Origin of the sequence: Streptomyces sp. NBC_01275 (assembly GCF_026340655.1) — a bacterium.
GTDB lineage: Bacteria > Actinomycetota > Actinomycetes > Streptomycetales > Streptomycetaceae > Streptomyces.
Map to the genome: position 1 here is coordinate 1,043,028 of NZ_JAPEOZ010000001.1, position 14,639 is coordinate 1,057,666.

A 14,639-nucleotide genomic window follows, 5' to 3' on the forward strand; every position below is an offset into this window, starting at 1 on the left:
GGGTCACTAACAGTTGGGTGTCAGGCGTCTGACGGCGGGCTGTCAGGAACCTGCGGTTCGATGGCGCCGGACGTTCCCCCCACGAGGAGTGCCATGACCCCCACCCTTGCGCACGATCCGTCCGAGTCCGTACCGGACTTCCCGATGCCCCGGGACGCCGCCTGTCCGTTCGCGCCGCCCCCGGAGATGCTGCGACTGCACGACGAACAGCCGGTCGCCAAGGTCCGGTTGTGGGACGGCACCACGCACTGGCTCGTCACCCGCTACGACGACCAGCGGGCCCTCTACGGCGACCAACGGCTCAGCGTCGACGTCACCCGGTCCGGATTCCCTTACCTGAGCCAGGGGTTCAAGGAGACCGCGGGCAAGACCCCGCCGTCGTTCCTCAACATGGACGACCCCGACCACGCACGGATCCGCCGGATGGTCACCGCCCCCTTCGCGATCAAGCGGATGGAGGCTCTGCGACCCGTGGTGCAGCGCATCGCCGACGACCTGATCGACGCGATGCTGGCCGGGCCGAACCCCGTCGACCTGGTCGACGCGCTGGCGCTGCCGCTGCCGTCGCTGGTGATCTGCGAACTGCTGGGAATCCCCTATGAGGATCACGACTTCTTCCAGACCCACAGCAAGGTGGGGGTGAGCCGCGACTCGACGGCGGAGCAGGCCCGCGCCGCCAACATCGCCCTGTACCAGTACCTGGACAGGCTGCTCGACGTGAAGCTCGCCACTCCGGCCGACGACATGCTCTCCGACCTGGCGGCACGGACGGACGCGGGCGACCTGACCCGCCACGAGGCCGCCACCCTGGGCGTGCTGCTGCTCGGCGCCGGGCACGAGACCACCGCCAACATGATCGCGCTGGGCGTCCTGGCGCTGCTGGAGCACCCCGAGCAGCTGGCGATCGTCCGCGACACCGACGATCCCCAGGTCATGGCGGGCGCGGTGGAGGAGCTGCTGCGCTATCTGACCGTCGTGCACAGCGGTCAGCGCCGGCTCGCGCTGGAGGACCTGGAGGTCGGCGGCCGGCTCATCCGCGCCGGTGAGGGCGTCATCATCCCGGGCGCCACCGGCAACTGGAGCCCGGACCGCTTCCCCGACCCCGGCCGGCTCGACGTACGCCGCGACGCGCGCCGGCACATGGCGTTCGGCTTCGGCATCCACCAGTGCCTCGGCCAGCCGCTGGCCCGCATCGAACTCCAGGTGGTCTACGGCACGTTGTTCCGCCGGGTGCCCGAACTGCGCGTGGCAGCCGACCTGAAGGAGATCCCGTTCAAGAACGACGGGATCGTGTACGGGGTGTACGAGCTGCCGGTGGCCTGGTGAGCGAGGCGAGCTGACCTGGGGGCGCCGACGCAGGCGGCGCCGACGTGGACAGCACCACGGCGGGCCGCGCGGGCGCGATACGGGGGAATCGCGCCCGCGCGGCCGACCGGTGGCCGGACGTCTCGGCCGTCTCGGCCGTCTCGGATGTCAGCTCGTCGCGCGCACCGCGTCGCGGATCAGGTCCGCGACCGCCTTCGGCTGCGAGACGGCGACGGCGTGCGAGGCGCCCTCGACCTCGACGACGATCGCCCCGGCCCGCTTGGCGCCGAAGCGCTCCACCTCGGGGTTGATCGCCTCGTCCGCGCCGGCGATCAACGCCCAGGACGGCTTGGTCTGCCAGGCGGCCGCGGCCGCCGTCTCGCCGAACGCGGCGGCGGCCAGCGGACGTTGGGCCGCGGCGAGCACCTTGGTGACGTCGGCGGGCACGTCCGCGGCGAACACCGACGGGAAGGCGTCCTCGGCGATGGTGACCTCGACGGCCGGGTCGCCGCCCGGTACCGGGTAGGTCCACTCCTTGAGGTTGTCGACCAGCGACGAGAGCGGGAAGCGGCCCTGCAGCTCGCCGAGGCTCTCGCCCTCCTCCAGGGCGTAGGCGGCGACGTAGACCAGACCGACGACGTTCTCGGTCGTGCCGGCGACGGTGATCAGGGCGCCGCCGTAGGAGTGGCCGACGAGGACGACGGGGCCGTCGATCTGGGCGGCGAAGGACGCGATGTACGCGGCGTCGGAGGCGAGACCGCGCAGCGGGTTGGGCGGGGCGACGACGGAGACGCCGTGCTTCTGGAGTTCGGCGATGACGCCGGACCAGCTCGTGGCGTCCGCGAACGCGCCGTGGACGAGGACGACGGTGGGGGTGGTCATGGCTGTGGTGTCTCCTCGGGTCAGGCCGTGTGCAGGACGTCGCGCAGGGTGCTCGTGGCCAGCTTGATGGCGGCCTCGGCGGCGTGCGTCGAGCGCAGGGCGTTGAGCATCACGAAGTCGTGGATGATGCCCTGGTAGCGGACCGCCGTGACCGGCACGCCGGCCGCGCGGAGCTTGTTGGCGTAGGCCTCGCCCTCGTCACGCAGCACGTCCGCCTCACCCGTGATCACCAGCGCCGGAGGCAGCCCGGTCAACTGCTCGACCGTCGCACGCAGCGGGGACGCGGTGATCTGCGCACGCTCCGCCTCGTCGGTCGTGTACTGGTCCCAGAACCACTGCATCCCGTCCCGCCGCAGAAAATAACCCGTGGCGAACTGACGGTAGGAACCGGTGTCGAAACTCGCGTCCGTCACCGGATAGAACAACACCTGCTGCACCAGCGGAACATCCCCACGCTCCTTGGCCATCAGCGTGAGGGCCGCCGTCATGTTGCCGCCCACCGAGTCACCGGCCACCGCCAGACGCGAAGCGTCGAGGGAGTGCTGTGCACCTTCGGTGACGATCCACCGGGCCACCGCGTAGTTCTGCTCGATCGCCACCGGATAACGCGCCTCCGGCGAGAGGTCGTACTCCGGGAAGACCACCGCCGCCCCCGCCCCCACCGCGAGCTCGCGCACCAGACGGTCATGGGTGTGAGCGTCGCCGAACACCCAGCCGGCGCCATGGATGTAGAGGATCACCGGCAGAGCGCCCCCGACGCCCGCCGGCCTGACCACACGGACACGGACACTGCCCGTGGGACCCCCCGAGACGGTGACCCACTCCTCGTCGACATCCGGCTTGGCGATCTCCCCGGACTGCACCTCGTCGACCGCCTTGCGCCCCTCCGCCGGAGACAGGTCGAAGAGGTACGGCGGATTCGCGGTCGCCTCGGCGAACGCCGCGGCCTCGGGTTCGAGCACCGGCGTGACCGGCTCGACGACGTCGGACATGAGCTTCTCCTGCTGTTCTCGGTGTGTGCTCTGAAAGCTGGGTGCGTTGTCTCGCACTGTCCTGCCCTTTCAAGCTAATTCCGCCAGGCGGCCGGAAATTGCCCGCGGGTGCACGACCGATGTCCTCACAGTGCACAGAACGTACACAACACACAGAACGCCATGCGCTGTCGGGAATTACCCCATGCGCTCGCGGAACACATGGTCCCGGCCCGAGCGGCTTGTGTGGAGGGCCGGGAATTCCCTGCGCCTCGTACGATTTTCAGCCGGAATTCTGGAATCTCTCTCGAAAGGCTCGCCCATGGTCGACATCACTCAGGTCACCGCGTCCCCCAGCCCCGATCTGCTCACGCCGGAGAACTGTGCGGTGCTCTTCGTGGACCACCAGCCGCAGATGTTCTTCGGCACGGGCAGCGGCGACCGCACCGCGATCATCAACGCGACCGTGGGTCTGGCGAAGGCCGCGAAGGCGTTCGACGTGCCGGTGGTGTTGAGCACCGTGGCCGCCGAGTCGTTCTCCGGCCCGATCCTGCCGCAGCTCGCGGACGTCTTCCCCGGGCGCAAGACCGTCGACCGGACCACGATGAACGCCTGGGAGGACGTCGCCTTCGTCGAGGCCGTCAAGGCCACCGGCCGCAAGAAGCTCGTCATCGCGGGCCTGTGGACCGAGGTCTGCGTGGTCCTGCCCGCCCTCTCCGCACTCGCCCAGGGCTACGAGGTGTACGTCGTCACGGACGCGTCCGGCGGCGTCAGCCCGCAGGCCCACGAGCACGCGATCCAGCGCCTGGTGCAGGGCGGCGCGATCCCGGTGACCTGGGTGCAGGTGCTACTGGAGCTCCAGCGGGACTGGGCCCGTACGGACACGTACGCCGCCACGACGGACGTGGTGAAGGAGCACGGCGGCGCCTACGGCCTGGGCATCGTCTACGCCCAGGCGTTCATCGGGGAGCACGCGGCGGGCTGACCCGCGGGCGTCCCACGGTGTCCCGCCACTCGCGCGGGGACATCCCGTACGCGGCCCGGAACACCCGGCTGAAGTGGGTGGCGCTGAGGAAGCCCCACCGGCCGGCCACCGCCGCGATGGTGCGGCTGCCGCGCCCGTGACGCATCAGGTCGCGGCGGCACTCCTCCAGACGGCGGCGCAGGATCCACCGGCCGACCGTGGCGCCCTCGTCCTTGAACAGCTTGTGCAGGTAGCGCACGGAGATGTGGTGGGCGCGGGCGATGACCTCCGGGGACAGGTCGGGGTCGGTGAGGTGCAGTTCGACGTACTGCATGATCCGTGCCAGGACCGGTGGTTGCGTGCCCTGGGCGCCGGGGGCCCGGGCGCCCAGGTGTTCGGTGGCGAGGGTCGCCAGGAGGTTCACGGCGTTCCAGGCGAGCATGTCGCCGACCGGGGGCCCGGCCTCGGCCTCGGTGCGGGCGAGGTCGGACAGCAGCGGCGACAGCAGGGCGCCGAGCCGGGACGCGCGGTCGACGGGCGTGCGCACGATGCGCCGTACGTCGGGTTCCGTCAGCCCGAGCAGCTCGCCCGGGACGAGGAACACCGTCGCCCGGAACCGCTCGGGGAAGTCGAGGGCGGGGGTGTGCTGGGCGTCGTAGAAGCAGATGTCGCCGGGCGTCAGGTGCAGACGGGTGGGCTCGGGGTCGAGGTCGGAGTCGGGCAGGCCGTTGCCGCCGCGCAGGCCGACGAAGAGGTACTCGCCGTCGTCGCGGGCGGCCAGCAGGTGCGTCGGGTGGGATTGCCCGTGGCCCCGGCCCGGCAGCCGGGCCGGGGCGTTCTCGCAGGTCACGATCTCGATACCGGGGGGTGTCCGGTAGGTGTGGGTGTCGATGGTGCTGGTGGTGGTCATCTTCCGCCGTTGCCTCCGGGGGGACGTCAATCGCTTGTCCGGACGGTAGGTCGGAGGATGTGCAAAAAGAGTGACAACGGAGTGACAGCGCCTTCTTCTCCGGCTTCCCCGTCCTCCCCGTCCGACTCGTCGCCCCCGTCCTACTCGTCGCCCCCGTCCTACTCGTCGCCCCCGTCCGACTCGTCCTCCGCGTCCTCCCGGTCCTGCTCGGCCTGCTCGGTGGCGAAGGCCCGGAGCAGGACGTGCAGGGTGTAGCGGCCGGGCGCGTGCTCGGTGAGGAGGTGGGCGTCGGCGAGTGCGTCGAGGAGTTGCCGGGCCCGGCGGACCGGCAGGCCGGCGAACGCGGCGGCCGCCGCCGGGGTGACGTCGGGTCCGGGGTGCCGGGGCAGGAGCCGGAGCAGGCGCGCGCTCTCGGGCGGCAGCAGCCGGTAGGAGGTCGCAAAGGCGGCGCGTACGGCCGGAAAGGCGTCGAGGCTGCCGTCGCAGGCGCGGAGTTCGGCCGCCACGGCCGCGAGGGGGAAGTCCCGTCTGCTGACGGCGCGGGCGGCGACGCAGGCGAGGGCCAGGGGCAGTCGGCCGCAGCGGGCGACGATCTCGTCGGCGGCCCGGGGCTCGGCGGCCGATCGGTCGACGCCGATCCGCCGGTCCAGCGTCTCGCGGGCGTCCTCGGCGGACGGCGGTTCGAGGCGCAGCGGCCGGGCTCCGGAGGCGACCAGGCCGGGCAGGGCGTTGCGGCTGGTGACCAGCGCCAGGCAGCCGGGCGCGGCGGGCAGCAGCGGACGCAGTCGCTCGGTGTCGGCGGCGTCGTCGAGGAGCACGAGGACGCGCCGGCCCGCCAGCAGGGTGCGGTAGAGGCCGGTCAGGGCGGCGAGGCCGTCCGGGAGGCGCGGCGGGGGCACGCCGAGCGCGGTGAGCATCCCGCGCAGGGCGTCGGCGGGCGCCAGGGCGGGCCGGTCAGGGTCGGCGCCGCGCAGGGCGACGTACAGGTGACCGTCCGGGAAGCGGTCGGCGGTGCGGTGCGCCCAGTGCACCGCGAGGGCGGTCTTGCCGACGCCGGCCATCCCGCCGATCACCACGGCCTGCGGCGCCCCCGTGAAGTCCGTCGCCGCGTCGGCGACCTCCGTCAGCCACTCCAGCTCGGCCTTCCGCCCGCCGAAGACGGCCAGGTCGGAGGGGAGTTGAGCGGGCGGGGAGGTCGCCTCTGCGTCGGCGGAGCCGGACCGCGCGCCCATCCGGACGATCGTGGCCTCCTGCCCCAGGTCCACCGTGGGGCCGGTCGTCAGCCGTCGTACGTCCTGACGCAGCACGCGGGTGTGCGCCGCGGCCAGTTCGGGGCCGGGGGCGACGCCCAGTTCCCGGGCGAGGCGCCGGCGGAGGTCGTCGTACGCCTTCAGGGCCTCCGCCTGCAGGCCGCAGGCGGCCAGGGAAAGGACGAGCCGGGCGTGCAGCGGTTCGTCGAGGGGTTCGTGGGCGGTGGCGCGGCGCAGGGCGGGCAGCAGTTGCCCGGCGCGGCCGCACAGCAGCGCCGCATCGGCCGCCAGCCGCACGGTGTGCAGGAGTTCCCGCTGTACGGCGGTGAACTGGACGTGTGCGCGCACGGACTCGGGGATCCCCATCGCGACCGGCCCCCGCCACTCCTCCAGCGCCTGGGCGAAGTGGCCGGTCGCGGTCTCGGGCCGGCCGGTGGCCGCCGCCCGCTTGCCCTGCCGGGTCAGTTCGCGGAAGCGCAGCAGGTCGACCTCGTCGGCGGCGGCCTCCAGGAGGTAGCCGCCGGCGCGGCGCAGCAGACGCCGGCCGGGGGCGCGGGGCGGCAGCCCGGGTTCCAGGAGCTTGCGCAGCGCGCCGACGTAACGGCGCACGACGTTCAGGGCGCTGGCGGGCGGGCGTTCGGCCCACAGGGCGTCGAGGATCTCGCCGGTCGGCACGGGGCGGCCCGCGTGTGCCAGGAGCAGAGCGAGCAGGGCGCGCTGCTGGGGGAAGCCGAGATCGAGCTCCCGCTCCTCGCGCCACACCCGTACGGGCCCTAGCACCTCGAACCGCATCGTCCCACCCAGCTCCGACCTCACCCCGCCTCTCCGGTCAAGACCGTGCCGGACTTCCCCGCACCAGCGTAGGAACCCGTCCGGCGGCGGCACGGTCCAGGGGCGCTGTGCGGACAGATCCGGTGCACGCTCGGTCAACGGCCGGAGTACGCCGTGGGACCGGCAGCGATGAGCGACGTCCGCCGAGCGTGGTGAGCAGGGTCGTGCCCGGGGGGCAGGCCGCGCCCGTCACATCAGGTGCAGCAGGTGCAGCAGGAGCAGCAGGAGCAGCAGATGCCTCAGGCACAGCAGTTGCGTCCCTCTTCTCAGCCGGCATCGACGCGTCCCTCCCGTCCGCTCAGCAGGGCCTCGACGCGTTCGGCGTCGGGGTGGTCGAGGGCTCTGAGGAGGGTGAGGGCCTGGGTCCAGGCGGTGCGGGCGGCGGGGCCGTCGCCCATGGCCAGGTGGGTGTCGCCGACGCGGACGAGGATGTCGGCCTCGACGTAGGGCACGCCGAGGTCGCGCAGGAGGGCGAGGGCGTTGCGGTAGCCGAGGAGGGCGTGCGGATGGCGGCCGAGGTGGTGGTGGGCGTAGGCGATGCTGTCCCAGGTGGCGGCCTGGCCGTAGCGGTCGCCGAGCTGCTGGAGCATGGTCAGGGCTTCGAAGCAGTGGGTCAGGGCCTGCCGGTGCTCCCCGAGCAGGGCGTGGTACCAGCCGACGGAGTTCAGGACGCTGGCCTGGGCGGCGCGGTCGTCGAGGGTGCGGAACAGAGCGAGGGCCAGCTGGTTGTGGCGCAGGGCGCCGGGGAGGTCGCCGAGTTGCTCGCTCTCCCAGCCGAGGCTGCGGTGGGTGTGCGCGCGGCCGGTGTCGTCGCCCAGCTCGGCGAATCGTTCCAGCGCCTGTTGCAGCCGGGGGACGGACCGGGAGTGCAGGCCGAGCCGGCCCTCGACGCGGGCCAGTCCGCGCAGTCCGCGGGCCTCCAGGACGGGGTCGGCGAGCCGTCGGGCGGCGTCGAGCGCGGTGCGCTGCACGGTCAGCCCGTCATGCCAGTGGCCGCGCCGGTCGAAGAACGGCTCCAGGGACCAGGCCAGTTGGCAGGCGAGACGTTCCTGCTCCGGGCGCCCGGAGGCGGCGGCGGTGTCGACGACGGCGAGCAGCACCGCGTGCTCGGCGGTGAGCCAGGCCAGGGCGCGGTCGTCGTCGCCGAGCGGCTCGGGGTGTACGCCCTCGGGCGCGGGCGGCGGGGGCAGCGGGTCGGCGTTGGGGGCGAGGAGCCGGTCGGCGGTGTGCGCGGTGTGCAGGTAGTGGTGGTGCAGCCGGTCCAGGGCCGCCTGCCGTTCGGTCTCGGTGTGCTGCTCGTGGACGAGTTCGGCGGCGTGGGCGCGCAGCAGGTCGTGGAAGGCGTAGCGGGCCGGGCTGTACTCGGCGACGAGGTGCAGACCGGTCAGCTCGGCCAGCAGCGGGCGGGTCCGGCGTACCGGGAGGCCGACCAGGGCGGCCGCGGCCGGCAGGGAGAAGTCGGGGCCGGGGTGGAGGCCGAGCAGCCGGAACAGCCGGGCGGCCGCCTCGGACACGGCGCGTGTGGACCAGGAGAACACTGTGCCGACGTCCACGGAGGCGTCGGAGCGGGTGAAGGCGTCGAGGCTGCCGTGGGCCTCGCGCAGTTCGGCGGCGACGGCGGCGAGCGGGAAGTGCGGGTGGAGGGCGGCGCGGGCGGCGACGCAGGCGAGGGCGAGGGGCAGTCCGGCGCACAGTTCGCCGATCTCGTCGGCGGCCGCGGGCTCGGCGGCGACGCGCTCGGCGCCCAGCCGGCGCACGAGGAACGTCCGGGCCTGGCCCGCGTCGAAGGGGCGCAGGGTCAGTGAGTGCGCGCCGTGGGCGGCGACCAGGCCGGGCAGTTCGTCGCGGCTGGTGACGATGGCGAGACAGCCGGGCGTGCCGGGCAGCAGCGGGCGTACCTGCTCGGCGTCGCGGGCGTTGTCCAGCACCACGAGGACCCGTCGTCCGGCCAGCGTGCTGCGGTAGAGGGCGGCCTGGGCGTCCACGCCGTGCGGGACCCGGTCGGGCGGCACGCCCAGCGCGTCCAGGAATCCACGGACGGCCTCCCCCGGTTCCAGCACCGCGCCGGACGGGTCGAAGCCGCGCAGGTTGACGTAGAGCTGGCCGTCGGGGAAGCGGTCGGCGACCCGGTGCGCCCAGTGCACGGCGAGGGTGGTCTTGCCGACGCCCGCCATACCGCCGATGGCGCTGATGACGACGGTCCCGGGATGTGAGATCCCCGGATGCGGGATCCCGGGATTCGAGATCCCAGGATTCGAGATCCCGGGAGGCGGGACGTCCTCGCCGAACAGCGTGAGCACCTCGTCCAGTTCCGGCTGTCGCCCCGTGAACGTAGCGATGTCGTGCGGCAGTTGGGCGGGAGGAAGGACCGGGAGGGGAGGAAGGAGAGGAGGAGCGGACAGGTCGGGGTCGACGGGGAGGGGTGGGGCGGGCTCGGCCTCGAGTCCGGCGGCGGCGAGCGCGTCCCGCAGTTCGACGCCCGGGTCGATGCCCAACTCCTCGGCCAGCCGGGCCCGTACGGTCTCGTAGGCGGCCAGCGCCTCGGGCCGTCGGCCGGCCGCGGCGAGCGCCAGGACCAGCCCGGCCTGCACCGGTTCGTCCAGCGGGTGCTCGGCGGCGGCCCGGCGCAGCTCGGGCAGGACCGTGTCCGGTCGCCCGGCGCGCAGGGCCGCGTCGGCCAGCTCCCTTACGGCGGCGAGCCGTTCGCGGTCGGTCGCGGCGAACGCCGGGTGGGCTCGGGCCTGGGCGGGGATGCCCGCGGCGACCGGTCCGCGCCACAACGACAGTGCCTCGGTGAGGAGTTCGACCGCGCGGCCCGGCGACTCGTCCGCGGCCCGGCGGCCCGCCTCGCGCAGCGCGTGGAACCGCAGGAGGTCCGAGGAGTCCTCGTCGGCCGCCAGCCGGTATCCGCCCGCCTCCCGCAGCAGCCAGCGGCCCTCCGCGCGGACGGGGAGGCGGGGCTCCAGCAGCCGGCGCAGCGAACCCACGTGCCGGCGGACCACGTTGACCGCGCTGCGCGGCGGCTCCGCTCCCCACAGCACGTCGACGATCTCGCTCACGGCGACAGGCTGTCCCGCCCGCACGAGCAGCAGAGCGAGGAAGGCCCGTTCCTGCGGTCCCCCGAGGTCCAGGTCGGCCGCTCCCCGGCGCACCCGAACAGCGCCCAGCACCCCGAACCGCACCGACTCCAGCGGCACGTCGTCCCTCCTTTTCGACAGCGCTCTCCCCCGCTCGACTGTACGTCACGGAGGAAGTCACCCAGGGTTACGGATCACACATCCCCGCTGTTCAGACCACCGGAGGCTCAGGTCGTGCCGTCGTCCCGGCCGCGCCGGGCGGTGACCGTCCGACGGACGGACGGACGCGCGGCCGCCCGCCCGCCGTCATCCCCTCGGCGGGCGGGTCGCCGCCGCCTCCCCCGCCACCGTTTCCCCCCTCCCCTCTTGCGCCGTGCGCCTGACATCCGCGCGCCGTGCGGCACGGCAGCGTGGCGCGGGCGGCACCGGAGGTGAGAGTGGGCGCCTCCCCCCGCCGTGCGAATCGCCGGCTCCCCCTGCGACGCGAGGAGATCTCCGTGCGCCTGTCCCCCCTAGGGGCCGCGCTGGCGGCGGCGGCCCTGCTGCTGGCCCCGCCGGCACGGGCCGCCGACGCCCCGACCGCCGATCAGGCCGTTTCCGTCGACGATCCGGCCCGTTACGTCAACCCCTTCGTCGGCACCGCTCCGGGCGGACTCGACTACGGCAATGGAGGCGGCGGCGGAAACACGTTTCCGGGCGCTTCCGCGCCGTTGGGCGGTATCCAGTGGAGCCCGGACACGGTCACGCCCCAGTTCGGCGGATACGCCTACGGCGACAACCGGATCCGCGGCTTCAGCCTCACCCATCTCTCCGGAGCGGGCTGCAGCGACTACGGCAACGTACCGTTCATGCCCCTGACCGGCCGCCCCGCGCCGGACCCCGCGGCCCGCCACGCCGCCTTCTCCCACACCGACGAGGAGGCGACGCCGGGCAGTTACCGCGTCGACCTCGGCAACGGCATCCGTACGGAGCTGGCCGCCACCGCGCGCTCCGGCATCGCGCGCTTCAGCTACCCGGCGAACGCGGCGGACCCGGCGGACCCGGTGAATCCGGCGGACCCGGAACGCTCCGCCGGGCTGACGGTGGACGCCGGGCAGGCGGCCAACAAGGCCACCGGAGAGATCACCGTCGGCTCCGACACGCTGTCCGGGTTCACCGACAGCGGCGGTTTCTGCAAGTCGACCAACCGCTACCGCCTCTACTTCCACGCGGTCTTCGACCAGCCCTTCGCCCACACCGAGCCGTTGGACGGCAAGACGTCCGGGGCGTACGTCTCCTTCGCCCCCGGGACCCGCACGGTGACCGCGCGCGTGGGCGTCTCCTTCGTCAGCGTGGCCGCCGCCCGCGACAACGCGCGCGCGGAGCAGCGCGGTCTGCCGTACGACGCGGTCCGCCGGGTCGTGCGCGGCCGGTGGAACGACTGGCTCGGCCGGATCGCCGTCCGCGGGGGTACGCAGGCGCAGCGCCGGATGTTCTACAGCGCGCTGTACCACTCCCTGCTGCACCCCAGCACGTTCAGCGACGCCGACGGGCGGTACCGCGGCATGGACGGCGAGGTCCACCGGACCGAGGCCGGGCATGTGCAGTACGCGAACTTCTCCGGCTGGGACGTCTACCGCTCCCAGGTCCAGCTCCTGGCCCTGCTCGCCCCGCGCGAGGCCTCGGACGTCGCCCGCTCCATTCTCGACCAGGGTGTCCAGGCCGGATACTTCGACCGCTGGACCCTCGCCAACGGCGGCACCCGGGTGATGGTCGGCGACCCGCTGCCCGCCATGGCGGCTTCGCTGCACGCCTTCGGGGCAACCGATTTCGACGCCCGCGCGCTGCTGCGCTCCGCCGTCGCCGGACGCCAGGACGACCGACAGCGCCCGGGGCACGAGACGTACGACACGCTGGGCTACATTCCGGCCGGGACCAAGGGCGTGTGGGGCAGCGCGGCCACCACGCTGGAGTACGCCGTCGCCGACGCCGCCCTCGCCCAGCTGGCCGGACGCCTCGGCGAGACCGCCACGCAGACCGAGCTGCGGCGCGCGTCCGGCAACTGGCGCAACCTACTGCACCCCGACAGCCGTTACCTCCAGCCCCGCGCCGCCGACGGCGCCTGGCCGGCCTTCAGCCCGACCCAGCGCAAGGAGTACGTCGAGGGCAACGCGGCGCAGTACACCTGGATGGTCCCGCACGACTTCCCGGCCCTGTTCGCCGCGATGGGCGGCGACGCCGCCGTCACCGCCCGCCTGGACGCGTTCTTCACCCACCTCAACGCGGGCGCCGACGAGCCGTACTCCTACCTCGGCAACGAGCCCTCGTTCAACACCCCTTGGGCCTACGACTACGCCGGTCGCCCCGACCGCACCCAGGATGTCGTACGGCGTGCGCTCACCACCCTCTTCAACGACCGCCCGGAGGGCCTGGTCGGCAACGACGACCTCGGCGCGATGTCCTCCTGGGCGGTCTGGGCCTCCCTCGGCATGTACCCGCAGACGCCCGGAAGTTCCCGACTGGCCCTGGCGAGCCCGCTGTTCCCCGCCGCCACCGTCCACCGGGGCGACGGGGTCGACCTCACCGTCCTCGCGCCGGACGCGTCGGAGACGGCCTCCCGGGTGCGCGGCCTGACCCTCGACGGCCGTCCGGTGCAGGGCTCCTGGCTGCCGGACGCCTTCCCGGCCCGGGGCGGAGTCCTGCGCTACGACCTCACGGCGCCGTAGTAGTCGGCCACGCCCGCGTAGCCGGCCGAGCCGAACTCGGTGACGGCGCTGGACGCCCTGTCGGCAGAGTGACGGCAGGGCGTCCCGGACCGCGAGGTCGAGTGCCGTCGCGGGCCGTAGCGGGGCCGCAGAGGTTCAGGCTCCGGCGAAGACCGTGCGCAGCGCGCCGATCGCCTGCCCGATGGCCGCTTCGGCCGCATGGGTCTCCCGCAGGGCGTTGAGCATCACGAAGTCGTGGATGATGCCCTGGTAGCGGACCGCCGTGACCGGCACGCCGGCCGCGCGGAGCTTGTTGGCGTAGGCCTCGCCCTCGTCACGCAGCACGTCCGCCTCACCCGTGATCACCAGCGCCGGAGGCAGCCCGGTCAACTGCTCGACCGTCGCACGCAGCGGGGACGCGGTGATCTGCGCACGCTCCGCCTCGTCGGTCGTGTACTGGTCCCAGAACCACTGCATCCCGTCCCGCCGCAGAAAATAACCCGTGGCGAACTGACGGTAGGAACCGGTGTCGAAACTCGCGTCCGTCACCGGATAGAACAACACCTGCTGCACCAGCGGAACATCCCCACGCTCCTTGGCCATCAGCGTGAGGGCCGCCGTCATGTTGCCGCCCACCGAGTCACCGGCCACCGCCAGACGCGAAGCGTCGAGGGAGTGCTGTGCACCTTCGGTGACGATCCACCGGGCCACCGCGTAGTTCTGCTCGATCGCCACCGGATAACGCGCCTCCGGCGAGAGGTCGTACTCCGGGAAGACCACCGCCGCCCCCGCCCCCACCGCGAGCTCGCGCACCAGACGGTCATGGGTGTGAGCGTCGCCGAACACCCAGCCGGCGCCATGGATGTAGAGGATCACCGGCAGAGCGCCCCCGACGCCCGCCGGCCTGACCACACGGACACGGACACTGCCCGTGGGACCCCCCGAGACGGTGACCCACTCCTCGTCGACATCCGGCTTGGCGATCTCCCCGGACTGCACCTCGTCGACCGCCTTGCGCCCCTCCGCCGGAGACAGGTCGAAGAGGTACGGCGGATTCGCGGTGGCTTCCACGAAGGCCTGGGCTGCGGGTTCGAGGACGGGGCGGGCGGTGGTGTCGGTCATGACGGCCTCCTCGGTTCGGGCACCGCGGGCAGATTCCGACGGTAGTCCCCGTCGGGGGCGGCGGCACATCCATAACAGTAGCGCACGATTAAGTCGTGCACTACTCATTAGGGCTCGATAGAATCGAGGGGACTCGAACGATAGAGTGGTGAGCGCCGATGACCAGCACAGGAACCGGGAGCCGTGCCGTGGACCGAGCCGCCGAACCGACCGACGGGTCGCTGCTCCTGGACGACCAGCTCTGCTTCGCCCTGTACGCGGCCTCCCGGGCGGTCACCGCCCGTTACCGGCCGCTGCTGGACGAGCTCGGTCTGACCTATCCGCAGTACCTGGTCATGCTCGTGCTGTGGGAGCAGGACTCGATCTCCGTGCGTGAACTGGGCGCCGCTCTCCAGCTGGAGTCCAGCACCCTCTCCCCCCTCCTCAAGCGCCTCGAGGCGAACGGTCTGCTGCGCCGTGAACGTCGTCCCGACGACGAGCGCTCCGTCGCCCTTCGCCTCACCGAGGAGGGCGCGCGACTCCGGGAACGGGCGGGCTCCGTCCCCCTCGCCATCGGCGACGCCATGGGGCTCACCCCCGAGCAGGACGCCATGGCCAAGCACCTTCTGCGGCTCGTCACGGCGAACGTCACCGAGGACTGACA

At 73.0% G+C, this 14,639-nt stretch carries 10 protein-coding genes; 4 read left to right on the forward strand and 6 right to left on the reverse strand.

The genetic code is table 11. The features are described from left to right. Positions 1-93: 93 nt before the first annotated feature. On the forward strand, positions 94-1,326 hold the full coding sequence (locus OG562_RS04450; protein ID WP_266393808.1) for a cytochrome P450: 1,233 nt from the start codon (positions 94-96) through the stop codon (positions 1,324-1,326). 147 nt (positions 1,327-1,473) lie between these two features. On the opposite strand, the gene OG562_RS04455 is transcribed toward OG562_RS04450, so the two are convergent. Both OG562_RS04455 and OG562_RS04460 read right to left on the reverse strand, forming a co-directional pair. Continuing rightward, on the reverse strand, positions 1,474-2,187 hold the full coding sequence (locus tag OG562_RS04455; protein WP_266393809.1) for an alpha/beta fold hydrolase: 714 nt from the start codon (positions 2,185-2,187) through the stop codon (positions 1,474-1,476). Positions 2,188-2,207: 20 nt separating this feature from the next. Continuing rightward, positions 2,208-3,179, reverse strand: a complete 972-nt coding sequence (locus OG562_RS04460) for an alpha/beta hydrolase (protein WP_266393810.1) — start codon at positions 3,177-3,179, stop codon at positions 2,208-2,210. Between the two features lie 301 nt (positions 3,180-3,480). Between OG562_RS04460 and OG562_RS04465 the strand changes: the two genes are divergently transcribed. After that, positions 3,481-4,143 carry a hydrolase gene (locus tag OG562_RS04465; protein ID WP_266393811.1) on the forward strand — a complete coding sequence of 221 codons (663 nt, stop codon included), beginning with the start codon at positions 3,481-3,483 and terminating at the stop codon, positions 4,141-4,143. Here the strand turns inward: OG562_RS04465 and OG562_RS04470 are convergent. The 3 genes from OG562_RS04470 to OG562_RS04480 form a co-directional block, all read right to left on the reverse strand. Beyond that, the gene (locus tag OG562_RS04470) at positions 4,118-5,032 is read right to left on the reverse strand and encodes a helix-turn-helix domain-containing protein (RefSeq protein ID WP_266393812.1); all 915 of its coding nucleotides are present in this window, start codon (positions 5,030-5,032) and stop codon (positions 4,118-4,120) included. The two genes, OG562_RS04465 and OG562_RS04470, sit on opposite strands and share 26 nt — an antisense overlap. 158 nt (positions 5,033-5,190) lie before the next feature. After that, the gene (locus OG562_RS04475; protein WP_266393813.1) at positions 5,191-7,074 is read right to left on the reverse strand and encodes an AfsR/SARP family transcriptional regulator; all 1,884 of its coding nucleotides are present in this window, start codon (positions 7,072-7,074) and stop codon (positions 5,191-5,193) included. Positions 7,075-7,379: 305 nt separating this feature from the next. Beyond that, positions 7,380-10,310 (reverse strand): BTAD domain-containing putative transcriptional regulator, encoded by a 2,931-nt coding sequence (locus OG562_RS04480; protein WP_266393814.1) that lies wholly within the window; start codon positions 10,308-10,310, stop codon positions 7,380-7,382. Positions 10,311-10,687: 377 nt separating this feature from the next. Here OG562_RS04480 and OG562_RS04485 point away from each other — a divergent pair, with 377 nt between their 5' ends. After that, positions 10,688-12,895: a GH92 family glycosyl hydrolase gene (locus tag OG562_RS04485; protein WP_266393815.1), complete on the forward strand. Its 2,208-nt coding sequence runs from the start codon at positions 10,688-10,690 to the stop codon at positions 12,893-12,895. A 135-nt stretch (positions 12,896-13,030) separates the two neighbouring features. Here OG562_RS04485 and OG562_RS04490 read toward each other — a convergent pair whose 3' ends face one another. After that, a complete protein-coding gene (locus tag OG562_RS04490; RefSeq protein WP_266393816.1) occupies positions 13,031-13,996 on the reverse strand; it encodes an alpha/beta hydrolase in 966 nt (321 codons plus the stop codon). Between the two features lie 158 nt (positions 13,997-14,154). Between OG562_RS04490 and OG562_RS04495 the strand changes: the two genes are divergently transcribed. Beyond that, complete coding sequence (locus OG562_RS04495) at positions 14,155-14,637, forward strand: MarR family winged helix-turn-helix transcriptional regulator (protein WP_266393817.1); 483 nt, start codon at positions 14,155-14,157, stop codon at positions 14,635-14,637. Positions 14,638-14,639 lie beyond the last annotated feature (2 nt).

Coding starts and splice junctions, on each gene's coding strand:
- OG562_RS04450 (WP_266393808.1), top strand. CDS start 94: ATGACCCCCACCCTTGCGCACGATCCGTCCGAGTCCGTACCGGACTTC.
- OG562_RS04455 (WP_266393809.1), bottom strand. CDS start 2,187: ATGACCACCCCCACCGTCGTCCTCGTCCACGGCGCGTTCGCGGACGCC.
- OG562_RS04460 (WP_266393810.1), bottom strand. CDS start 3,179: ATGTCCGACGTCGTCGAGCCGGTCACGCCGGTGCTCGAACCCGAGGCC.
- OG562_RS04465 (WP_266393811.1), top strand. CDS start 3,481: ATGGTCGACATCACTCAGGTCACCGCGTCCCCCAGCCCCGATCTGCTC.
- OG562_RS04470 (WP_266393812.1), bottom strand. CDS start 5,032: ATGACCACCACCAGCACCATCGACACCCACACCTACCGGACACCCCCC.
- OG562_RS04475 (WP_266393813.1), bottom strand. CDS start 7,074: ATGCGGTTCGAGGTGCTAGGGCCCGTACGGGTGTGGCGCGAGGAGCGG.
- OG562_RS04490 (WP_266393816.1), bottom strand. CDS start 13,996: ATGACCGACACCACCGCCCGCCCCGTCCTCGAACCCGCAGCCCAGGCC.
- OG562_RS04495 (WP_266393817.1), top strand. CDS start 14,155: ATGACCAGCACAGGAACCGGGAGCCGTGCCGTGGACCGAGCCGCCGAA.